Annotated in this window: 15 protein-coding genes and 1 tRNA gene; 8 read left to right on the top strand and 8 right to left on the bottom strand. The window is 36.4% G+C overall.

Annotated features, from left to right (window positions below):
- The first annotated feature begins 44 nt into the window (after positions 1–44).
- The 3 genes from IIF7_RS04415 to IIF7_RS04425 are packed head-to-tail and all read left to right on the top strand — an operon-like array spanning position 45 to position 2,106.
- Entirely contained in the window at positions 45–893 is an 849-nt protein-coding gene (locus tag IIF7_RS04415; protein ID WP_084840467.1) for an SDR family oxidoreductase, read from the top strand.
- A gap of 26 nt (positions 894–919) precedes the next feature.
- Entirely contained in the window at positions 920–1,438 is a 519-nt protein-coding gene (locus IIF7_RS04420; protein WP_084840468.1) for a DUF421 domain-containing protein, read from the top strand.
- Between the two features lie 56 nt (positions 1,439–1,494).
- Positions 1,495–2,106, top strand: coding sequence for an FMN-binding negative transcriptional regulator (locus tag IIF7_RS04425; protein WP_084840469.1), 612 nt, complete (start codon positions 1,495–1,497; stop codon positions 2,104–2,106).
- Positions 2,107–2,125: 19 nt separating this feature from the next.
- Here the strand turns inward: IIF7_RS04425 and IIF7_RS04430 are convergent, their stop codons facing one another.
- Both IIF7_RS04430 and IIF7_RS04435 read right to left on the bottom strand, forming a co-directional pair.
- Positions 2,126–2,605, bottom strand: coding sequence for a hypothetical protein (locus tag IIF7_RS04430; protein WP_084840470.1), 480 nt, complete (start codon positions 2,603–2,605; stop codon positions 2,126–2,128).
- A gap of 72 nt (positions 2,606–2,677) precedes the next feature.
- Positions 2,678–3,103, bottom strand: coding sequence for a VOC family protein (locus IIF7_RS04435; protein WP_084840471.1), 426 nt, complete (start codon positions 3,101–3,103; stop codon positions 2,678–2,680).
- A gap of 158 nt (positions 3,104–3,261) precedes the next feature.
- On the opposite strand from IIF7_RS04435, the gene IIF7_RS04440 reads away from it, so the two are divergent.
- On the top strand, positions 3,262–4,164 hold the full coding sequence (locus tag IIF7_RS04440) for a metallophosphoesterase family protein (protein ID WP_084840472.1): 903 nt from the start codon (positions 3,262–3,264) through the stop codon (positions 4,162–4,164).
- Between the two features lie 135 nt (positions 4,165–4,299).
- On the opposite strand, the gene IIF7_RS04445 is transcribed toward IIF7_RS04440, so the two are convergent.
- The 3 genes from IIF7_RS04445 to IIF7_RS04455 all read right to left on the bottom strand — a co-directional run bounded on the left by IIF7_RS04445 (position 4,300) and on the right by IIF7_RS04455 (position 8,152).
- A complete protein-coding gene (locus IIF7_RS04445) occupies positions 4,300–4,728 on the bottom strand; it encodes a hypothetical protein (protein ID WP_084840473.1) in 429 nt (142 codons plus the stop codon).
- Positions 4,729–4,909: 181 nt separating this feature from the next.
- The gene (locus IIF7_RS04450; protein ID WP_084840474.1) at positions 4,910–5,833 is read right to left on the bottom strand and encodes an ROK family protein; all 924 of its coding nucleotides are present in this window, start codon (positions 5,831–5,833) and stop codon (positions 4,910–4,912) included.
- 27 nt (positions 5,834–5,860) lie between these two features.
- On the bottom strand, positions 5,861–8,152 hold the full coding sequence (locus IIF7_RS04455; RefSeq protein WP_245801520.1) for a hypothetical protein: 2,292 nt from the start codon (positions 8,150–8,152) through the stop codon (positions 5,861–5,863).
- 336 nt (positions 8,153–8,488) lie between these two features.
- Between IIF7_RS04455 and IIF7_RS04460 the strand changes: the two genes are divergently transcribed.
- Genes IIF7_RS04460 through IIF7_RS04470 form a run of 3 tightly spaced genes read left to right on the top strand, consistent with a single transcriptional unit; the run spans position 8,489 to position 14,831 of the window.
- Complete coding sequence (locus IIF7_RS04460) at positions 8,489–11,563, top strand: SusC/RagA family TonB-linked outer membrane protein (protein ID WP_084840475.1); 3,075 nt, start codon at positions 8,489–8,491, stop codon at positions 11,561–11,563.
- Between the two features lie 10 nt (positions 11,564–11,573).
- Positions 11,574–13,034, top strand: coding sequence for a SusD/RagB family nutrient-binding outer membrane lipoprotein (locus IIF7_RS04465; RefSeq protein WP_176218894.1), 1,461 nt, complete (start codon positions 11,574–11,576; stop codon positions 13,032–13,034).
- Positions 13,035–13,076: 42 nt separating this feature from the next.
- Positions 13,077–14,831: a DUF885 family protein gene (locus tag IIF7_RS04470; protein ID WP_245801522.1), complete on the top strand. Its 1,755-nt coding sequence runs from the start codon at positions 13,077–13,079 to the stop codon at positions 14,829–14,831.
- A 425-nt stretch (positions 14,832–15,256) separates the two neighbouring features.
- On the opposite strand, the gene IIF7_RS04475 is transcribed toward IIF7_RS04470, so the two are convergent.
- Positions 15,257–15,338 (bottom strand) — tRNA-Leu (locus IIF7_RS04475).
- Between the two features lie 128 nt (positions 15,339–15,466).
- Here IIF7_RS04475 and IIF7_RS04480 point away from each other — a divergent pair.
- The gene (locus IIF7_RS04480) at positions 15,467–16,855 is read left to right on the top strand and encodes a dipeptidase (RefSeq protein ID WP_084840478.1); all 1,389 of its coding nucleotides are present in this window, start codon (positions 15,467–15,469) and stop codon (positions 16,853–16,855) included.
- Positions 16,856–17,253: 398 nt separating this feature from the next.
- Here the strand turns inward: IIF7_RS04480 and IIF7_RS04485 are convergent, their stop codons facing one another.
- Positions 17,254–18,210, bottom strand: coding sequence for a M23 family metallopeptidase (locus tag IIF7_RS04485; RefSeq protein ID WP_084840479.1), 957 nt, complete (start codon positions 18,208–18,210; stop codon positions 17,254–17,256).
- Positions 18,203–19,918 (bottom strand): DUF885 domain-containing protein, encoded by a 1,716-nt coding sequence (locus IIF7_RS04490; protein WP_084840480.1) that lies wholly within the window; start codon positions 19,916–19,918, stop codon positions 18,203–18,205. The genes IIF7_RS04485 and IIF7_RS04490 overlap by 8 nt, the downstream gene beginning before the upstream one ends.
- Positions 19,919–20,252 lie beyond the last annotated feature (334 nt).

Here is a 20,252-nt window from a genome sequence, read left to right on the forward strand (position 1 = left end):
ATGATTAAATTGACTCGATTTCAAACCACTAAAATGCAAATTTTATGAATGAACCAAAAACCTTTCCGCAACAAGATCAAAAACAACCGGGTGATCAACACAAAATGAATCCCCAACCAATGATCATTAGAAACGATTATAAAGGTAGTGAAAAGTTGAAAGGCAAAAACGCATTAATTACCGGTGGAGACAGTGGTATTGGGCAAAGCGTAGCAGTTCACTTTGCACGTGAAGGCGCAAATATTGCTATTATTTACCTTGAAGAAGATGAGGATGCGCTAGAGACAAAAAAACTTATAGAGGCCGAAGGACAAAATTGTTTTTTAATAGAGGGCGACATTAAAAACCCAGAATTTTGTAAAAAAGCAGTAAATCATGTCGTTACAGAATTTGGCAGTCTCGATATTTTGATCAATAATGCCGCAGTTCAATTCCCAAAAGATGAAATTAAGGAGATTAGTATAGATCAACTTAAAGAAACTTTTGAAACGAATATTTACCCTTATTTCTATATCTTGAAAGAAGCCTTAGATCATCTAAAAGAAAATGCAAGCATTGTAAATACTACATCTGTAACTTCTTATCGTGGTAGTTCTCATTTATTGGATTATGCCAGCAGTAAAGGTGCAATTACAAGCTTTACAAGGAGTTTATCGTCGATGCTGGTTTCTAAAGGAATCAGAGTAAACGCAGTTGCACCAGGCCCAATCTGGACGCCACTAATACCTGCTACTTTTGACGATGTTACCGAATTTGGGCAAAAGGTGCCGATGGGACGCGCGGGACAACCAGGAGAAGTCGCTCCAGCTTATGTTTTCCTAGCCAGTGAAGATAGTAGCTATATTACCGGGCAAACCATTCATGTAAATGGTGGCGAATTAATTGGCGGATAAATTAACGAAACACAAAAAATAAAAACATGGAAAAATGGTTTGAAGCGTCAGGAACAAGTTTAGTTGCTATCACCTTAAGCGCAATAGGAATATTTATCTTAGTCATCTTATATACAAGAATCGCAGGGAAACGAAGTTTTTCCAAAATGTCTAGTTTTGATTTTGCGATGACCATAGCAAGTGGGAGTATCTTGGCTTCAACCATTGTATTAAAAAATGTAAGTTTAGTTCAGGGTGCCGTAGCTCTGCTTGTTGTCTATATTTTACAACTGGTCACTGCTTATTTAAGAAGATATCCGGCTTTTCAGAAAATAACTGATAACGATCCTATTCTGCTTATGAAAGATGGAGAGATTTATTACGATAATTTAAAGAAGGCCCGGGTAACCGAATCTGATCTTCGCGGAAAACTTAGAGAAGCGAATGTGATCCAACTTTCTGAAGTAAGGGCCGTTGTTTTTGAAACCACAGGTGATGTTTCTGTACTACATTCCGCAGACAAAAAATTAGAAGATTGGATAATTAAAGATGTAAATCGAAAATAGTAATTTGCGCAGGTAATTTTTACTTAACAGTCGAGAATAATCTATTACTCTAAAAAATGTACCAGCCAAAAAAATACATAAAGGATGATCCTGAATTTATCTTCCAGTTTATACAGAAGCATCCTTTTGCGACTATGGTGAGTAAGCTAGACAACTTTATTGCTACTCATGTTCCGGTTTTGATTGAAGGCAATGCAGAAAACTTTAGATTATACGCTCATATTGCCAATCATAACGAGCAATTAGAAACTTTAAAAGACGATGCTGAAGTTTTACTTATTTTTAGTGGCGCACAAGGCTATGTAAGTTCTTCCTGGTACGCAGAAAAAGACATTAGCACCTGGGATTATTCAGCCGTGCATATAAATGCTCACATAAAACTTCAAACTAAAGAAGAATTAGAAAGCTCTTTAAAAAAACTGGTAAATACTTTCGAAAATCGACAAAATTCGCCTTTGTTCTATGATGAAATTCCGGAGCAAATGCTTTTGGATCACTTGCCACTAATCACTGGATTTTGGGCTAAACCTTTTAAAATTCAAGGAATCGCAAAATTACACCAAGGATACAAAAAAGAAGATATAGCATCTTCTATAGATCATTTAGAAAAAGGTGATTCACAGCAAAAATCACTTGCTAAGGATATTAAGGAAGAGAATAATTTGTAGAAATACTCTTTACAAGTCTTTACAAGCTAATTCTCACATAATCAGCAAGAACACAGTTTTCAAGGTAATCACATCCCAGCTTTAAAATTTCTCCTTCAAAGGTATAATAACGACCTTTATCACTTACCGTACTAAAAAAATTCAGTTTTGTCTTTTCCATGATTTGCTGCTGGTGATCCTCGAAATTCGCATACTCATCATAATTAAGTATAATTCTACTCTCTTCTATGGTAAAGCTTCCTTCGTGCCGGCTTAAGTAACCAATAATTTCGTGTGTTTCAGAATCTTCAACAAATTCCTCTTTACGGTAAGCCCCATCTTCAGAAAAAATTATTTGCGAAATAAAAATATAATCTATACCATCAAGCGCTTCATAGTAATTTTCACTTGGGACCATGGTAAATTCCCACGCACCAACAATATCTTGATTAATCACTTCCTCATCACTGCATCCCAACGCAAGTAAGCTAAGAATTAGAACAGGTAAAAATTTCTTCATAATAAACACTTTCTTTTCAAGTAGATGCCAAAAACTTAAAAAGGTTGCTTTAAATATGAAAAACAGCAATAATTAAGACCGATTTTCATCAAAATTAATCATCCATTTTACTCCGTACTTATCTGTAAAACTCCCATAATAAGCACCCCAAAATGTATCCTGAAGTTCCATTTCAACAGCACCATCTATAGAGAGTCCGTTATACAAACGATCGGCCTCTTTCCTACTTTCAGGATGAAGTGAAATGTACATATTATTACCAGGCTTAAATTGATGTCCCATAGAAGGCAAGATATCTGAACCCATTAGTATTACACCTTCAGCAATTGGTAAAGCGATATGTAAAGTTCGATTTTGCTCGTCTTCAGTTAACTTATTGGCATCTGGGGTTTCATTCATCTTAAGAAATGCCATAAACTCACCTCCAAATATGGCTTTATAAAAATGAAAAGCATCTGCGGCATCTCCATCAAAATTCAGGTAATAATTCACTTTCATGATTACGGTTATTTTTATTTAGTTATTTAAATATAAGAAAGTTATGCCTATTTTTTATCCCGTTCTAAACGAATAACGAGCTATTAATATTCAGTTAATACGGCTAGAAAAAATCTTATCTATTTTTATCGAAATTCAATCCTAACCGAATTAATCTAATGAAAAGAAGATCTTTATTAAAAGGGCTTGGTGCTGCTGCCTTGGCACCATCATTATCTTTCACCTCAAAATTTCGAACTGAAAAACCTGTTTTACGTATAGCGCATATTACAGATGTTCATCTTAAAGATGATCTTGGCGCTCCTAAAAAGTTTGAGCGTTGTTTACATCATATTCAGCAACATTCACCTAAAGTAGATCTTATCCTTAATGGCGGGGATATTGTTTTTGATATGAACAAAGAAAAACTTAACGATATCGATGCTCAGTGGAAATTAATGGAATCGATAATGAAAAATGAAAATGATATCCCTGTAAAATATTGCCTGGGAAACCATGATGTTTGGTGGAATGAAGATTCTAAAGATGAAGTATTCTACGGAAAAAAATATTCTTTAGATCGTTTAGAGTTAGAAAAACCCTATTACAGTTTTTCACAAAACGGCTGGAAGTTTATCATTTTAGACAGCACCCATCAGGATATCGACGATACCTGGTACATTGGTAAACTTGGTAACAAACAGATGGAATGGCTTAGTTCAGAATTAAAAAATACCCCTGAAAAAACACCAATCTTGATAATGTCTCACATCCCAATTTTAACATCGGTTTTAATGATACAGGATAATGTAATTAACCGCTGGGAGTTTTTAGGTGGCGATATGCATACCGATTGCGCGCAGTTAACAGATTTGTTTTATGAGTATCCTAACGTAAAACTTTGTCTTAGCGGGCATATACATATGCGAGACAAAGTGGTGTATAATGATGTTACTTATATTTGTGATGGTGCAGTTAGTGGTGCCTGGTGGAATGGGATTCGCCGGCAAACCAACCCAGGTTATGGATTAATCGATCTTTATGCAGATGGCAGCTTTAACGAAAGCTACATTAATTATTGAAATAAGAGATATATTATAAAGTAAACTACCTCGAGGCATTCCTTGGAAACAAATTTTTAATTTCAAAGCAAGCCTCGGCGTATTATACCCTTTGGAGGTAATAAAAAAGCTCCTTTTAAAAGGAGCTTTTTTATTTTATCTATCACCAGCAGTTGCGGCAAGGTAACCAATACCCTGCAACACATCTTCTTTTTCCTCTAGATCTGTAATCATTAAGGTTTTATTACTGATGTCATATCTTTGATCGAAAATTAGAAAAGCTTTTTCTAAGAACAAGCCGATATAAAATTTAGACGGCCGGTGTAGACGAGCCGAATTTACACCAATCCCGTTTTTATCGATATAAATAAAACGTTTAGAAAAAGGTTTCCAGTTCGAAGAAACTTTAATTTCGAAATCTGAATCTTTTAATCGCTTTAAAAATTCAGCTACAACATTCTCATTATAATGTTGATCTAAAAAGCTTTTTAAATCATCATAAAAATGGGAACTATTAATAATCTGATTGGAGCGGGATACCATATTGTACACCTTTAAATGCGCCCCGGTGTAGGTTAATTTCATAGCTATTCTCGGTTAGTTTAGTAAGTTCAAAATTAAACAGTTACCACGAACTTCTACGAAATTTAACATTAAAATTTCATCATTAAATTGATAATTATAGATTTACTATAAATTACATTCTAAATATTTGGAATTAGAAATACAGCCAACAAAAAAGCTCCTTAGATTAAGGAGCCTTTAATTATATAGTAGGTAATTCTTTACGAATCCGCTCCCAAAAATCTGGATTAAAGAGATAAGCAGCGCCTACAACTCCAACTTTTTCAGCTTCGGTAACAATTCTTATACTTGTTTTAAGCCCTTCAGCCTCAATACAATTTTCAAGTTTATCTAGAAAGTAAGCTGAAGCTTTGGCTATATTCCCGCCGATAAATAAAACGTCGGTCTCGAAAGATTTTAAATGCGGAACTAAAAATTCACATAAATTATCGCTAAAATTGGCAAAAACCCGCTTCATATTTTCAGGATCTTTTTCAATAAGCTCTTTCACTCCGCAACCAGTGATATCTTCACCGGTTAGATCGCTGTAATGATTAATTAGCCATCGCGTAGAAAAATAATCGTCGGCAATACCATCTTTAAAATCCTTATCCCATAAACAACCGTGCTCTGGCACTCCGTTTCCAGAAATTAATGGCACTTTATTTTTAAGAAAAGTTGCTCCAAAACCAGTACCAAGGGTAATCGCAATGGTATTATCTTTATTTAAATTTTCTAAAAGATCACTTCCTAAGCCAAAAGAAGAAGCATCATTTAAAAATCTTAGCTTAATTTGTCCGTTTTGGATTTCTCTGGCAAGCCCATCGATTACAGAAACATTATAAAGACTTTCGTATTTATCGTTACGCTCGTACTTACCTATACCTTTTGCATAATCAAAAGGACCAGGAATAGCAATACCAACACCTAAAATATCATTATTGCTAACCGCCTTAATCGAATTATTTAAACAGGAAGCCCACTGTTTAAAAATGATGTCTTTAGGCGATTTATTATCAATTTTTTGGTTGTAATAGCTATTCTCTATTACAGAAAAAGAATCTAAGTCTATGGCTGCACTAGTGATATGGGTACCACCGATATCTGCGCCTATGGCTATATTCATTTTATCTCGATTTTCGGATTATGCTCATCACCATTTTATTGAAATTTCAACGCCTTCAGGATCATTTGCAAATTGCAGAAGCAAAGTTTTACTCTTCTGGTCATAATCCTGATTGGTATCTGGTGATTTACGTAATGGTTTATTATTAATTGAAATTGATTTTGGTTGCTCCGGAAGCAAAATTCTCATACTATTGTTAGTATCAAGCGGACTTTTACAAACAAAAGTATATGATGTTCTGGTAATTTCTTCATCATAAATTCTACTTGCCGAGGCCAAAACCTGTGGTTTATTTTTATCTTTTACGCTACTAATATTGTATAAATAGCTTTGCTCTCCTGGTTTAGTAACTATTTCTGAAAGAACTGGTAATGCTGGATTAAAAAGATCAATATAACTTCCTTTAGTTATTACAGGTGCATCAGAAACACTTTCATCTAAAGTGGCAATAAGCTCGTAAGCTCCTCTAACGAGTTCAAAATTATTTTTGAACTGAAGCTTTTGCTCATTATTTACATCAGCATAAGCTTTATTTAAAGTGCTAAGAAAAATATCATCTCCATTTTTATTCGTCACAAAATCCTTTGGATTCTGCTTAATAAAATAGACTTTCCCTTTTCCCGCCTTGTAAACCTGATTATCCTCTGGATATTCAATATTTAGTATATTGGTTAAATGCTCTATAGGCTTTTTGTAATTATATTTACCGGTATTCCACCATTCCTCTACTTGCTGGTAAGGGTCGTTATCTGCCGCAGCATAAATTAAAACTCCGCCTTCCTTAATCCATTTTGCAAGATATTCGTGCTCTTCAGGATTATTGGGTTTCATATTCGAATAGCTAAGAATCAATACTTTTTTATCCTGAAGACTGGGCTTGTAACTAAGGTTTTCTAAATGAACGGTTCTAACCGGAACTCCTCTTTTTAATAAAGGGAAAGTTTGCCCGTAAAAGTTTGAAAAATTAGGGTCTTCGTAGCCATCGTGATTTGGAAAGGTTTGAAACATCAACGAATTACTCATAGCCACCGCAATCCCCTGATCTCCACTTACCGTATTTTCTGAAACCTGAATATCATTTAAAGTATTCACCATAATCTGCATTTGGGTAGAATATGGCTTTGGGATAAGAATTTTCTTATCTGTTCCGGCAACACTATAAGGACGAGTATAAATACGCTCTGGCCATGGCATAACCTCGTAATTAGCATTCCCGGGATATAATAATTTTGCAACAAATGTTGCCTGATAGTTCTTTTTATAATCTTCCCAACTTTGGTTACGATCTTCGATAGGATCTGTTAAGAAGAAAATTTTTCTATTAGTTGGGGCTGTCATCGAAACCATCGAACCATATTCTAAAAAGGCATTTTCAAAAGTTCTTTCTTTCAAATTCCCATTAAAATAATTAGGTGTTCTTGAAGTTCCTGTCCAAACCTGTGCGATATAACCATCTATTCCCTCTAGAGAAGCCAGACTGGCCTCTGGACTAACTATATTCCATGCCGAATAATTAACTAACGAATGTGTTGGGATATACACCTTAACATCTAAGCCTTTTTCTTTGCCATACGACTTTGCATATTTAGAAACCTCATCGATAGCATTATAATAAAGCTGGTATTTTAACTTATTAGACAACCAGGTACTCTCTGGAGATTGGTGTTGTGGTTGCCATGCAAATCCATAGTGATTTTCCCATTCTTTTTTAAACTGAGAACTATAACCGGCCCTTGTCCAAAATTCAGGTTCCTCTAAATAAATTGAACTTATCCCAGCATCGATCACCGTTTTAATAATTGCCGTTTTCATATAATTTAAAAACGACTTATTAGGAACAATGTAAGGTACATTTTCGCCATGCCAGATGGTATCCCCACTTTGTTCTACCTGACCTTCATTTAAGTGTTGTTTACCATCCCATTCTCCTAAAAAATAATCCTGATAAGAACCCCAGGCAATTCCCGTCATAAAATGAGTTGTATATCCTTTATCTCTCCAGGATTTAACTCTATTTAAAAATGTAGCAGAGGGATCGTGATCTGATGGATTACCATTTACTCCATAGACAATTGCTATATCGCTACGAACATCTATTTGTGGCATCCAACCCGTACTGGTTTGAAAAGCAGTTTTTGCTCTTGTTTTAGCACTATTTGTTGTTTGTGCTATAGAAATCGAAGTAAATAAAACGGAACTGCATAACAGCCCCAGCTTTAAAAATTTTGAGTGCATTCTCATTGATAAGAAATAATTAATTGTTGCATTAAAACTTCGATTGCTTCTGTTTTTAAATTCTGTAGTTAGTACTTCTTCCATGTATAGATAAAAGAAGTTCTCGAATATAATAAAACGTTTTAGCAAATTAAAGCATTTTCGACGAATAATTGAAATCTTATGTCTAACAACCATTACTACACTATAAATGGACAAGGTTTACCTATAAACCAAGCTGTTAATGCTTCATAAAGAAGATTACATAATATTCACCACTTTCTATCTTACAAAGCATTTTACACACTAAAAAACCACAATAAGTGAATTATTTTCAATTTTAAAGCTAATAAAGTATAAACTAATGATAATTTTAAGTTAAAAATAGCATACAATAAGATCTAGCTTAGCCACTATTCCCCAACAACTAAAAATTAATATATGCTTCAAAAAACCAATTCTCACCCACTCCCCTTAATGTTTAAGCAGAAAATTTACATTCTTTTTTTGATGCTTTTTATATCGGGAGCAAACCTGTTTGCACAAAATCAATTAACAGGAAAAATTATCGATAACAACGGGATGCCATTACTTGGCGCTACAGTTGTTGTTAAAGGAACCTCTAATGGTACGCAAGCTGATATGGACGGAAATTTCACACTCCAGGTTGCGAATCTACAAGATGCTATTTTGGTTATTTCTTACGTAGGTTTTTCTACAAAAGAAGTACCTATTAACGGAAAAAAATCTATTGAAATAACATTAGAAGAAGACTCTGAAGCTCTTAGCGAAGTAGTTGTAACAGCCCTAGGAATTAAGAGTGAAAAAAGAGCTCTAGGATATGCTACTGCTGAAGTTGAAGGTGATAATTTAAGTGCTGTAAAGGCAACCAATAACTTTGTAAATGCATTAAGCGGTAAAGTTGCCGGTGTACAAATTTCCAGCGCTTCAAGTCAGCCAGGTAGTGGTGCTCGTATTGTGATTAGAGGTGGTTCTTCGATTACTGGGAATAACCAACCACTTCTGGTAGTTAATGGTGTACCTTTCGATGCTTCTAATGGTAGTAGTTCTTCGGGACTTGCAGATATCGACCCAAATTCTATAGAAAGTTTAAGTGTTTTAAAAGGTGCTGCAGCTTCTGCGTTATACGGTAGTGAAGCAGCAAACGGTGTAATTCTGGTAACCACAAAATCTGGCACTTTTAATATGAAGCCAGTGATCACTCTTAGCAGCTCTATTAGTTTCGATGAAATTTACGAGATTCCGCTTCAAGATCAATGGTCACAAGGATACTGGGCAGATGGTGACTGGGTGTATGTAGATGGAAACTCTTCATTTACCTCAACCAGTTTTGGACCAAGAATTTCAGATGTACCGGGTGCACAATCTTACGATCGTTGGGAAATTTTTGAAACAGGAATCACAAACGAAAACAGCCTAAGCATAACTGGCGGTGGAGACAAAGCTTCTTATTATGTTAGCTACAGCAACTTAAACAATAACGGTATTCTTTCTCCGCTTGAATTCAGAAGAAATTCAATAAATGCCAACACTTCGTTTAAATTTACTCCTAAACTTACTGTTTCTTCTAATATTCTTTATACCACTCAAAAGAACGAACGTCTTTTTGAAGATAATTCTAACAGTTCTTTTATGAATACTCTAATGTCTACACCAAACACCTGGAATCCTTATCCTATTTATGCTGAAGACGGAAGTTTAAGATCGTATAGAGGAGGTTCCAGAGATCCATACACATGGGTTTTGGATAATGTTGGCGCTAACAACGAAAGAGATCGTTTTGCAGGTACGTTTATTATTGAGTATGAAATCCTGGATCACTTAAAATTTAGATCTGTAACAGGTATCAGCACTACTAACGCGCATACAGATTCTCATTATAATCTTGGGGGTTATGCATCTGTACAGGGAAGTTATAGCTCTTCAGAAAGGTTTAGTCGTGATATCGAATCTACAGAAACAATCACTTACGACAATGATTTTGGTGATTTTGAAGTAAACGCCATGATTGGGCATAATATTCAGGAAAATAAATGGAGAGGTAACTACTTTAATGGAAACGGACTAATTCTGCCAGGTATCTACAATTCTACTAACGTAAGTGGATATTCTGCTTACGATGATCGCGGAATGTTTAGATCTTATTCATTTTTTGGGCAGGCTATGATTGGCTATAAAAAAATGCTTTATTACACCGTAACTGGAAGAAACGACTGGGCGTCTAGTTTAGCAGATAGCTTCTTCTACCCTAGCCACAGTTTAGGTCTTGTGTTCACAGAACTTTTACCAAAAAATGACATTTTAAATTTCGGAAAACTAAGAGCCAGTTATGCAAAAGTAGGCTCTCCTGCCGGTGCCTATGCCAGAAACAACCCTTTGGTTTCTGCTGGTGGAGACGGTGTAATGTGGCCGTTTAATGGTCGCAGAAGTTACCTTTCTTCTGCAAGGATTCCGAACGAAAATCTTACGAACGAATTTAAAAGCGAAGTCGAACTTGGTTTAGAACTTAAACTTTTAAAAAGTCGCCTAAACTTCGATATTGCTTACTACCATAACTGGAGTGAAAACCAGATTTTATCTGAACAATTTCTGGCTTCTACAGGATACACTTATGGTTCAGTAAACATAGGAGGGATTACCCACAAAGGAGTTGAAGTTGGTATAAATGCCACTCCAATCCAAACTGAATTCTTTAATTGGGATTTAAGCCTTAACTGGTCTAAAGATAACTCTAACGTAGATCGTTTGGGTACTAACAACGAACCTATTAGTGTTGGTTCTTATGGTTATGCTATTGTAGACCAACCTTACCCGGTAATTTTTGGATTAGGATTTTTAAGAGACGATCAAGGCAGATTGGTTTTAGATGACACTCCTGGTTTAAGCTACGGAAGACCTTTAGCAGATAACAGAGGAAACCAGATTCTTGGACAAACCGCACCAGAATGGATTGGTAGTTTAAGAAACACCTTTAACTATAAAAACCTTTCTATAATGTTTCAGTTCGACATGAGTAAAGGCGGTAACCTTTACAGTCTTAACGACCATTACCTTACATACTATGGTTTAGCGGCACATCAAAATAACCGCCCAGACAATAACATGACTACTTTCGATGGAGTAATGGGACATTATGATTCATCTACCGGAGAAGTAGTAGTTACCAGCGAAACACCAGAGCCTACCAGATACGACCTTTATTATCAAACCGTAGCACAATCTGTACTAGAAGATAATATTATGCCTAAAGATTACATCAAATTAAGAGAAGTGCAACTGGCTTATAATTTACCAAATAAAATTGTTGCCGGTGCCGGCTTACAGGATGTTCAGATTGCTTTTTCTGGAAGAAACTTATGGCGAAGCTTTCATGATGATTTTGAAGGACCAGATCCAGAAATTAATACAGATGGTATTACTAACGGAAATGGATACCTAAGCTACAGCTTACCAACCACAAAGACCTACTCTATTACCTTAACTGCAAAATTTTAAAATGAGAATTATGAATACAATAAAGCAATTATATAAGATTCGATTTTTAATATTTTTTAGCGCCTTTTTTATAACTGGGTGCGAATCATGGACAGATATCGATACAGATCCAGACAGCATTACCGCAGGACCATCGATCACCGAAGAAATAATGCTTATTGGTGTAGAAGCTGAATGGGTTGCAATGGCAAACGAAAAATTTGAAACCTGGTACGGTTATCCTACCTGGCTATCATGGTTTGCTATAGAAGGCTCTAACGCTATCGTAAACGTAGATCCCGGTTTTGGAAACGAGGTGTGGAACTCCTACTCTTACTCCTTAAAACATGCAGTAGAATTATATGATTTTGCTGAAGAAAATGGCAATACTCACTATCAGGGAATCGCAGGGGTAATTGCCGCTCATCACTGGTTTTACATTGCAGATGTTTACGACCAGGCTCCTTTAGAGCAGGCAATGACAGGTTTAGAAAACCAACAACCAGAATTGGCTACACAGGACGAATTATACGCTCATGCTAATGCGCTTTTAGATGAAGCTATCGATCTTTTTCAAAACACAGATGGCGGTGAACTTTTACCAGGAACAGACGATTATATGCTAAACGGTGATATTGATAGCTGGACGCGTTTTGCTTATTCCTTAAAAGCAAGACAGGCCATGAGAAGAATCTATGCACCAGGTATAGATCAGGATACACAAATCACTCAAATTCTATCTTATTTAGAAAATGGGATGACCTCTAACGATGACAATGTGATGTGGAGACATCTTGAAGATCTGGCAAACGCAAATCCGTTATATAATTACATGACCAGAGCTTATAGTGGTGGACGCGGACTCACACCTGGAAACTTTCTTATCGATATGATGAACGATTTTGAAGATCCCAGAAGACCTATCATGTTCACTAATGCTGAAGCAGATCCAGATGGATATATGGGGCATTATGCCGGTTCAGCGGTACAAGCAGGAAATAGACCAAGCCATTACAGGTTCGAATATCTTTCAATGTCTTATCCAGATCATATAATGCTTTATTCTGAATCTAAATTTTTAGAAGCTGAAGCTTATGCGTTTAGAGGCGAATGGGATTTAGCTGAAGCCGCTATGAAAGAAGGAAGTCGTGCAGATATGGAATATATGGAAGTTCCCGATGCTGAAATCACAAGCTACAACGCACAAGCTTCTTTAGATATGCCTACAAATCATGAAGATGCTCAGCAATTAATTATTCAGCAAAAATATTTATCGAACATCTTTAGAACAGGGGAAACTTACTTTGATTATGTAAGAACCGGTTATCCAGAATTCGATTTCGAATACATGATACAAAACGCAAATGCCAACAACACTTTTGCAAGAAGGTTTCCTTATCCATTAAATGAAATCGAAAGAAACCCAAATGTAACCGCCGTTGGCCAGCCAGATTGGTTTAACGAGGGAACCACCTGGGATAATAAAAACTAATTAAAAATTGCTAAATCTTATATAATGCTCAAATTCGATAAAATGAAAGGCTTTTTTTCAGCCTTAATTCTCTCTAGCCTGTCACTATGCTCTATAGATGCACAGTCCCAGGACGACAGTTTTGTTCCCTGCCAGGTAATGCCTATGCTAATTACCAATCACGAGGCAGATATGGGCGATTTGGTACGCTATTATTCTCCTTCAAATGGTTTTAGATGGGGAAGAATTTCAGATTCTGGAGGTTCTCAAGAAAGACGTGACCGTATTATTGAACTAAAAGAAAAATATCTTGCAGAATTATCTAAAATCGACTTTAAGGAACTTCCGCAGGAATGTAAAGTAGATTACATTTTATTTAAGCGCGATCTTAACAATGATATTAGTGAAGCAAAACAACATAATAAAACCTATGCTGAAGTTAAAAGCTGGTTTCCGTTTTCAGAAAACATCTACAAATACCTAAAATTAAGACGAAGAGGCTACCAGTTAGAAGCCAAAGAAGTGGCCAAAAACTGGAACACTTCAGCAAAACAAATAGACTCTTTATTACCTATTTTAAAAGAAGATCAATCCTTCAATAAAGATCAGGTTCAAGAAGCTATTTCAGCAGTAGAAGACCTTAAAAATTCAGCTTCCAGTGTTTTCTCATTTTATAACGATTACGACCCAATGTTTACGTGGTGGGTTCCCAGCACTTATAAAGCTTTGGATTCTAGCCTGGCGAAATACAAAACTGCTTTTGAGGCTAAGTTGGAAAATAAAAGGCCTGTTGATGAAAGCGGAATTATTGGTTATCCCGCCGGAAGAGACGAACTGGTAAAACAGTTAAAATACGAGATGATTCCGTACACTCCTGAAGAGCTTATTAAAATTGCCAATAAAGAGTTTGCCTGGTGCGATAAAGAACTTTTAAAAGCTGCTGAAGAGATGGGCTTTGGTAAAGACTGGAAAGCAGCACAGGAAAAAGTAAAAAATGCTTATGTAGAACCAGGACTTCAACCAGAAGCGATGTTAGATCTCTATAACGAATCTGTTGAATTCCTAAAAGAAAATGACCTTATAAGCGTTCCTCCATTAGCTGAAGAAACCTGGGGAATGCAAATGATGTCTCCAGAAAGACAACTAGTAAACCCATTCTTTACTGGTGGTACAAATATTACCATCTCTTACCCAACCAGCGGAATGACCTACGAACAAAAAATGATGAGTATGCGTGGTAATAACCCACATTTCTCTAAAGCTACCGTGCATCACGAATTAATTGCTGGTCACAACTTAGAAGGTTTTATGAATAGCCGCTATAGAACGTATCGCAATTATCGCACACCATTTTGGACAGAGGGCTGGTCACTTTATTGGGAATTATTACTTTGGGACGAAGGTTTTCCTAGCAGCCCAGAAGATCGTATAGGAATGTTGTTTTGGCACATGCATCGTTGCGCACGTATTATTTTCTCTCTAAACTATCATTTAGGAAAATGGACTCCGCAGGAATGTATCGATTTCTTAGTAGATCGTGTAGGTTTTGAACGTGCTAATGCTGAAGGTGAAGTAAGACGATCTTTCATTGGAAGCTATCCTCCACTTTATCAATTAGCCTATTTAACCGGAGGAAGACAGTTTTATGCTCTTCGCGAAGAACTGGTAAAAACTGGTAAAATGACCGATAAGGAATTCCACGATAAAATAATGCAACTTAACGCTATGCCAATAGAGATGATAAGAGCAATCCTGACCAATCAGGATTTAAAGGAAAATTTCAAAACATCCTGGAAGTTCTATGATTCGATCGAGTAGAATAAACAGATTATCCGCTATTTGTAATAAAGGGAATTACTGTCATTCCATTTGTGACACGGAATCACATTATGAGTTAAAAAAGGAACTTTATATATAAGATCCTGAATTAAGCTTACCTACCAAACAGATAGGTTAGAAGATAAAAACTCCTTTGTTTCATCAAGGATATTCAAAAGAGTAAATACCTCAAATTGTTTGATGCCCCACCCGGGATATTGTTTACCTCACATAGGCAATATTTCGGGTATTTTTTATCCATTATGTACACAAACAAATTGAACTTAATCTTCTAAATACTCAAATTGTATATTTTTAAGACATTTTTTTATGATATCAAATACACTTTAAGGGTAAAACTAAAGGACTTTTCTTAAAACTAAAGCATAAAAAAAGCCTCTCATTTCTGAGAGGCTTTTAACCTGTGCGGGCGGAGAGACTCGAACTCTCACACCTCGCGGCACTAGATCCTAAGTCTAGCGTGTCTACCAATTCCACCACGCCCGCAGGTTCAATAAAGTGCTTATCCTTTCGGTAAGCGGATGCAAATATAAACAAATCTTTCAATACACAAACAAGCTTTCAAAAAAAATTTTGAATTTCTTACCTTTGGGAAATTTCAAAATCTAAACCCAATGGACAACGTTAAATCTTATGTTGAAGAGCATAAGGATAGATTTGTCTCAGAACTTGTTGATTTACTTAAAATTCCGTCGATAAGTGCCGATTCAAAATTTAAAAATGAAATGATCACCACTGCCCAGGCAGTGAAAACAGAATTAGAAAAAGCTGGTTGTGATTTAGTCGAAATTTGTGACACCCCAGGACATCCCGTTGTATACGGCGAAAAAATTATCGACAAAAATCTACCAACCGTGCTAGTTTACGGTCATTACGATGTTCAGCCCCCAGATCCATTAGATCTTTGGAACTCCCCTCCTTTTGAACCTGTGATCAAAGAAACAGCCTTACATCCAGACGGAGCAATTTTTGCTCGTGGAGCCTGTGACGACAAAGGCCAGATGTATATGCATGTAAAAGCTTTGGAATATATGACCAAAACCAATCAGCTTCCCTGCAATGTAAAATTTATGATCGAAGGTGAAGAAGAAGTTGGAAGTAAACATTTAGGCTGGTTCATCGAAAATAATATCGAAAAGCTACAAAACGATGTGATTCTTATCTCAGATACTAGTATGATCGCAAAAGATGTGCCTAGCATCACCACAGGATTACGTGGCTTATCATATATGGAAGTTGAAGTTACGGGACCTAACCGTGATTTACACTCAGGCCTTTATGGCGGTACGGTAGGAAACCCAATCAATATTCTAACAAAATTGATCTCTTCTCTTACAGACGAGAATAATCATATTACCATACCTGGATTTTATTATAATGTAGAAGAACTTTCTGCGGAAGAAAGAGCTAAAATGGCTGAAGCACCTTACAATGAAGAAGAATATAAAAAGAAACTAGACATCAATGATGTTTATGGTGAAGCAGGATTCTCTACTTTAGAACGTGGCTCTATTCGCCCAACTTTAGATGTAAACGGAATCTGGGGCGGTTATATTGGTGAAGGTGCTAAAACAGTTTTACCATCCAAAGCCTTTGCTAAAATTTCGATGCGCTTGGTACCAAACCAGGATTGGCAAGAAATCTCTGAACTTTTTAAAAAGCATTTTGAAAGTATCGCTCCAAAGGCAGTTACTGTTAAAGTTAATGCACATCACGGTGGTTACGCTTATGTAACGCCAATCGATAATGACGCCTACAAAGCTGCAAGTAAAGCTTACGAGAAAACCTTCGGAAAAACACCAATTCCGCAACGTAGCGGTGGTAGTATCCCAATCGTTTCTCTTTTCGAAAAAGCTTTAAAAAGTAAAATTATTTTAATGGGCTTTGGGCAGGATACCGATGCCATCCATTCACCAAACGAACATTTTGGCATTTGGAATTACCTAAAAGGTATTGAAACCATTCCGTATTTTTATCAAAACTTCGCAGACTCGCAGAAATAAGTTACGGTCTTAGTCAGCTGTTTTATAGCATAGCTTTCAGCGATATTTAAAATTAAACCTCACAGGTTTTTAAAACCTGTGAGGTTTGTTATTTTAAAGAAATAGATTTCTCGACTTCACTTTGTTTCGCCTTTCTGTAGGCTAGGCAAGCTCGAATTAATCGTTAGCGAAATTTGCAGAAAGCTGAAAGCTAACTGCTACATGATAATTGTTTATTGAATTTTGCCAATTGTCTACTGAGACTGCTTACTGAAATCAGATTTCTCGATACAATTTTAATTTCGCTTCACTTCATTAAAATCACTCGAAATGACAACTTCTTAAGTTATAAAACGATTCTGCCATAGCGGGCACTTTGAAATTAGCTTTTCAATACTTAATTCTAACAGCGCAGCGGTCTAAATTTTCTCAATCAAATCTCCACGAACAGGTGAGTAATTTTCGATATATTTTCGATCCACTTTTAAGCGTTTAAAATAAGATTTTAAGCCTTTCGCACTGTTCATTTTTAATTCATCCTGAATATGCATATGCAAATGTGGCTCGCTGGAATTTCCCGAATTTCCGCATAAAGCTAATTGTTCTCCTTCTTCAACCTTATCACCTTCCTTCACTTTAATCGAATGCTTTTTTAAATGTGCCAGCCATAAAAACTCGCCATCTTTCAGCTTGATTACAATGGTATTTCCGGTCACAAAATCTGGATTCATTTTACCGGGAATATTATCATAAATTCCGTCCACCACCATCACCACTTCTCCGGCAGCAGGAGCTAAAATTTCCTCTCCAAATGCATAATATTGCTCGTTGGTGCTACCGTCGCCTTCATGCGTTTTAAGATCGTCGTTGATCTTTAAAAAATCGAAAGCGCCAGTTTGCGCAGGATGCTCTACATGATAATTATCTTCTTTCCTGTCGCCACCCCAAACCACGTACCATTCACCTTCAAAAGGAAGATCGAGCATCGTATCGGCTTCAGCAAGATTGGTTTCTTTTCCGTAGGGTGTAAACTTAAAACCGGTAATCTCTTTATTTTCTGAAAGTGCCAGGCTAAACATAAAAGCACCCGCATCAAATTCCGTAGCATAAATAGTGTACGGCGGATTAAATGTTAGAAACTCTGAATCGATAATATTTCCTGCGGAAGTCTTTAAATTTCTAAAAAACTCTTCGGTTTTCTCTAAGCTAAACGCGCCTTGCATTTCTACGGAATAACTATCGAAAATTGCTTTAAATTCTCCTGAATTATATGCTGAAATTACCGATTCTTTGACCTCTTCATAATCATTTTGATTTTGCCCAAAACTTAACTGAAAACCAAGAACGAAAAATAAGAATAGAATACTTTTATTCATTTTTTACTTCTTTTATGTAGTTATTTACCAAATCTTCCATCAAGGTTAAAGTCACCGTTCCCTGCGATAAAATTACCCTGTGAAATTCACGAATATCGAAATCTGTTTTTAAAGCTTCTTCTGCTTTTTTTCGCAATTCTTTAATCTTAAGCTCGCCCATTTTATAGGATAGCGCCTGTCCCGGCCACGAGATATAACGATCGATCTCGGTATTAATTTCATGCAAAGAGAGTGCGGTATTTTTCGTCAAAAAATCCACCGCTTTTTCGCGACTCCAACCTTTGGCGTGCATTCCGGTATCTACCACTAATCTACAAGCTCGCCATTGCTCGTAGGTTAGTTGCCCAAATTTCTCGAACGGATTGGCGTAAATTCCCATTTCTTCACCTAAACTTTCAGCATATAAACCCCAGCCTTCACCATAAGCCGAAAGATAAAATCCACGGCGAAATGGCGGAATGCTATCTCCTAATTCAGCATTTAAGGATATTTGCAAATGGTGCCCCGGCACGGCTTCGTGAAGTGCTAAAGCGGGCAATGCATATTTTGGCCTGCTTTCTAATTTATAGGTGTTAATCCAAAAATATCCAGGTTCGGTTGGAGAAGATGCTCCTTTATATCTTCCTGCCGTATATTTTGGCGCGATAGCACTTGGCACTGGTGCTACGCCATAGGGCTTTCTGGGCAAAACTTTAAAAAACCTGGGCAATTGCGCATCGATTCTCTTGGCAATATCCCGACCTTCTTTTAGTAATTCTTCTCCTGTTTCTGCATAAAATTGATCGTCTGTTCGTAGAAAATCAATAAATTCATCAAAGCTTCCTTCAAATTTTACTTCTTCAATGATCGCTTTCATTTCAGCATTAATTCGCGCAACTTCTTTCAATCCAATTTCATGAACCTCATCTGCGGTAAGATCTAATGTGGTGTAATAATGAATTCTATTTTGATAATATTCAGGACCGTTTGGAATTTCAGAAACGCCTATACTTTTTCGGGTTTTTGGAAAATATTCGGTTTCAAAAAATTTCTTGATTCGTTTAAACTGCGGAATCACATTTTCTTCCACAGCGATTTTAGCGACTTTTAATACCGAATCTTTTTGCGCCTGCGTTAAGTTGTTAGGCAAATCCTGAAACGGACTAAAATAAAAGCTTTCTGTATAATCGTCCACGATCTGGTCGTTATAAGTAGCCTCGTAACCATCGAAAATCACCAAAGGCTGCGTGATTCCTAATTCCAATCCTTCTCGCAACAATGCTAAATTTTGATCTACATACTTCGGAATCGCATTTAGCTTTTTTAAATACCACTTTACCTGCTCGTAATTATTCAATCGCCCAACATGATAAGGCAAACTCACATGAAATCCCGCATCTGAAAGAAGCGGATTCAAATAAGCCTTGTAGACATATTGATCTACACGTTCCTGAAGCTTAAATTTCATTAATTCAGCCGTAATTTTTTCAGTTTGCGAGAGAGTAGATTTATCGATTTTGGATAATTTATCAAGGAGATTTTGGGCAAAATCGGCTTCAGATTCATAGAGTTCTTCTGTATGTAATCCTAAAGGATATTCAGCATAATCGTAAGCGCGATGTTCGCTTTCAGCTTTAAGAATGCTATCCAGTTGAGCTGACGGATTTTGAGCAAAAACAATACTCGTAAAAAATAAACAAAATGAGCAAAGAAGTGATTGTAATTTCATTAACCAGGGGTTTTACAAGGCCTAAGATAATGATTATAGGGAAATGATTTATTAGTTGACGGTTTACGGCTGACAGTTCACGGTTTACAGTTATCAGAGATGAACTAGCTTTCAGCTTTTAGCGATTAGCGATTAGCGATCAGCTTAAATTAATGTCATTCCATGCTTGCCACGGAATCTCATCCCCTAAATATGCTTTTAGACTATCGATCGAGTCTAACTGATAAGTTAATTGAATGTCACTTCGAGTGACAAATTTCGTAATGCAATGGAGGAATTTGTTGTATCGAGAAGTCGGTTTCAATATACAGTATACAGCTTACAGTTAGCGGTT

The sequence above is a fragment of the Zunongwangia atlantica 22II14-10F7 genome, from assembly GCF_002094855.1.
GTDB classification, from domain to species: domain Bacteria; phylum Bacteroidota; class Bacteroidia; order Flavobacteriales; family Flavobacteriaceae; genus Zunongwangia; species Zunongwangia atlantica.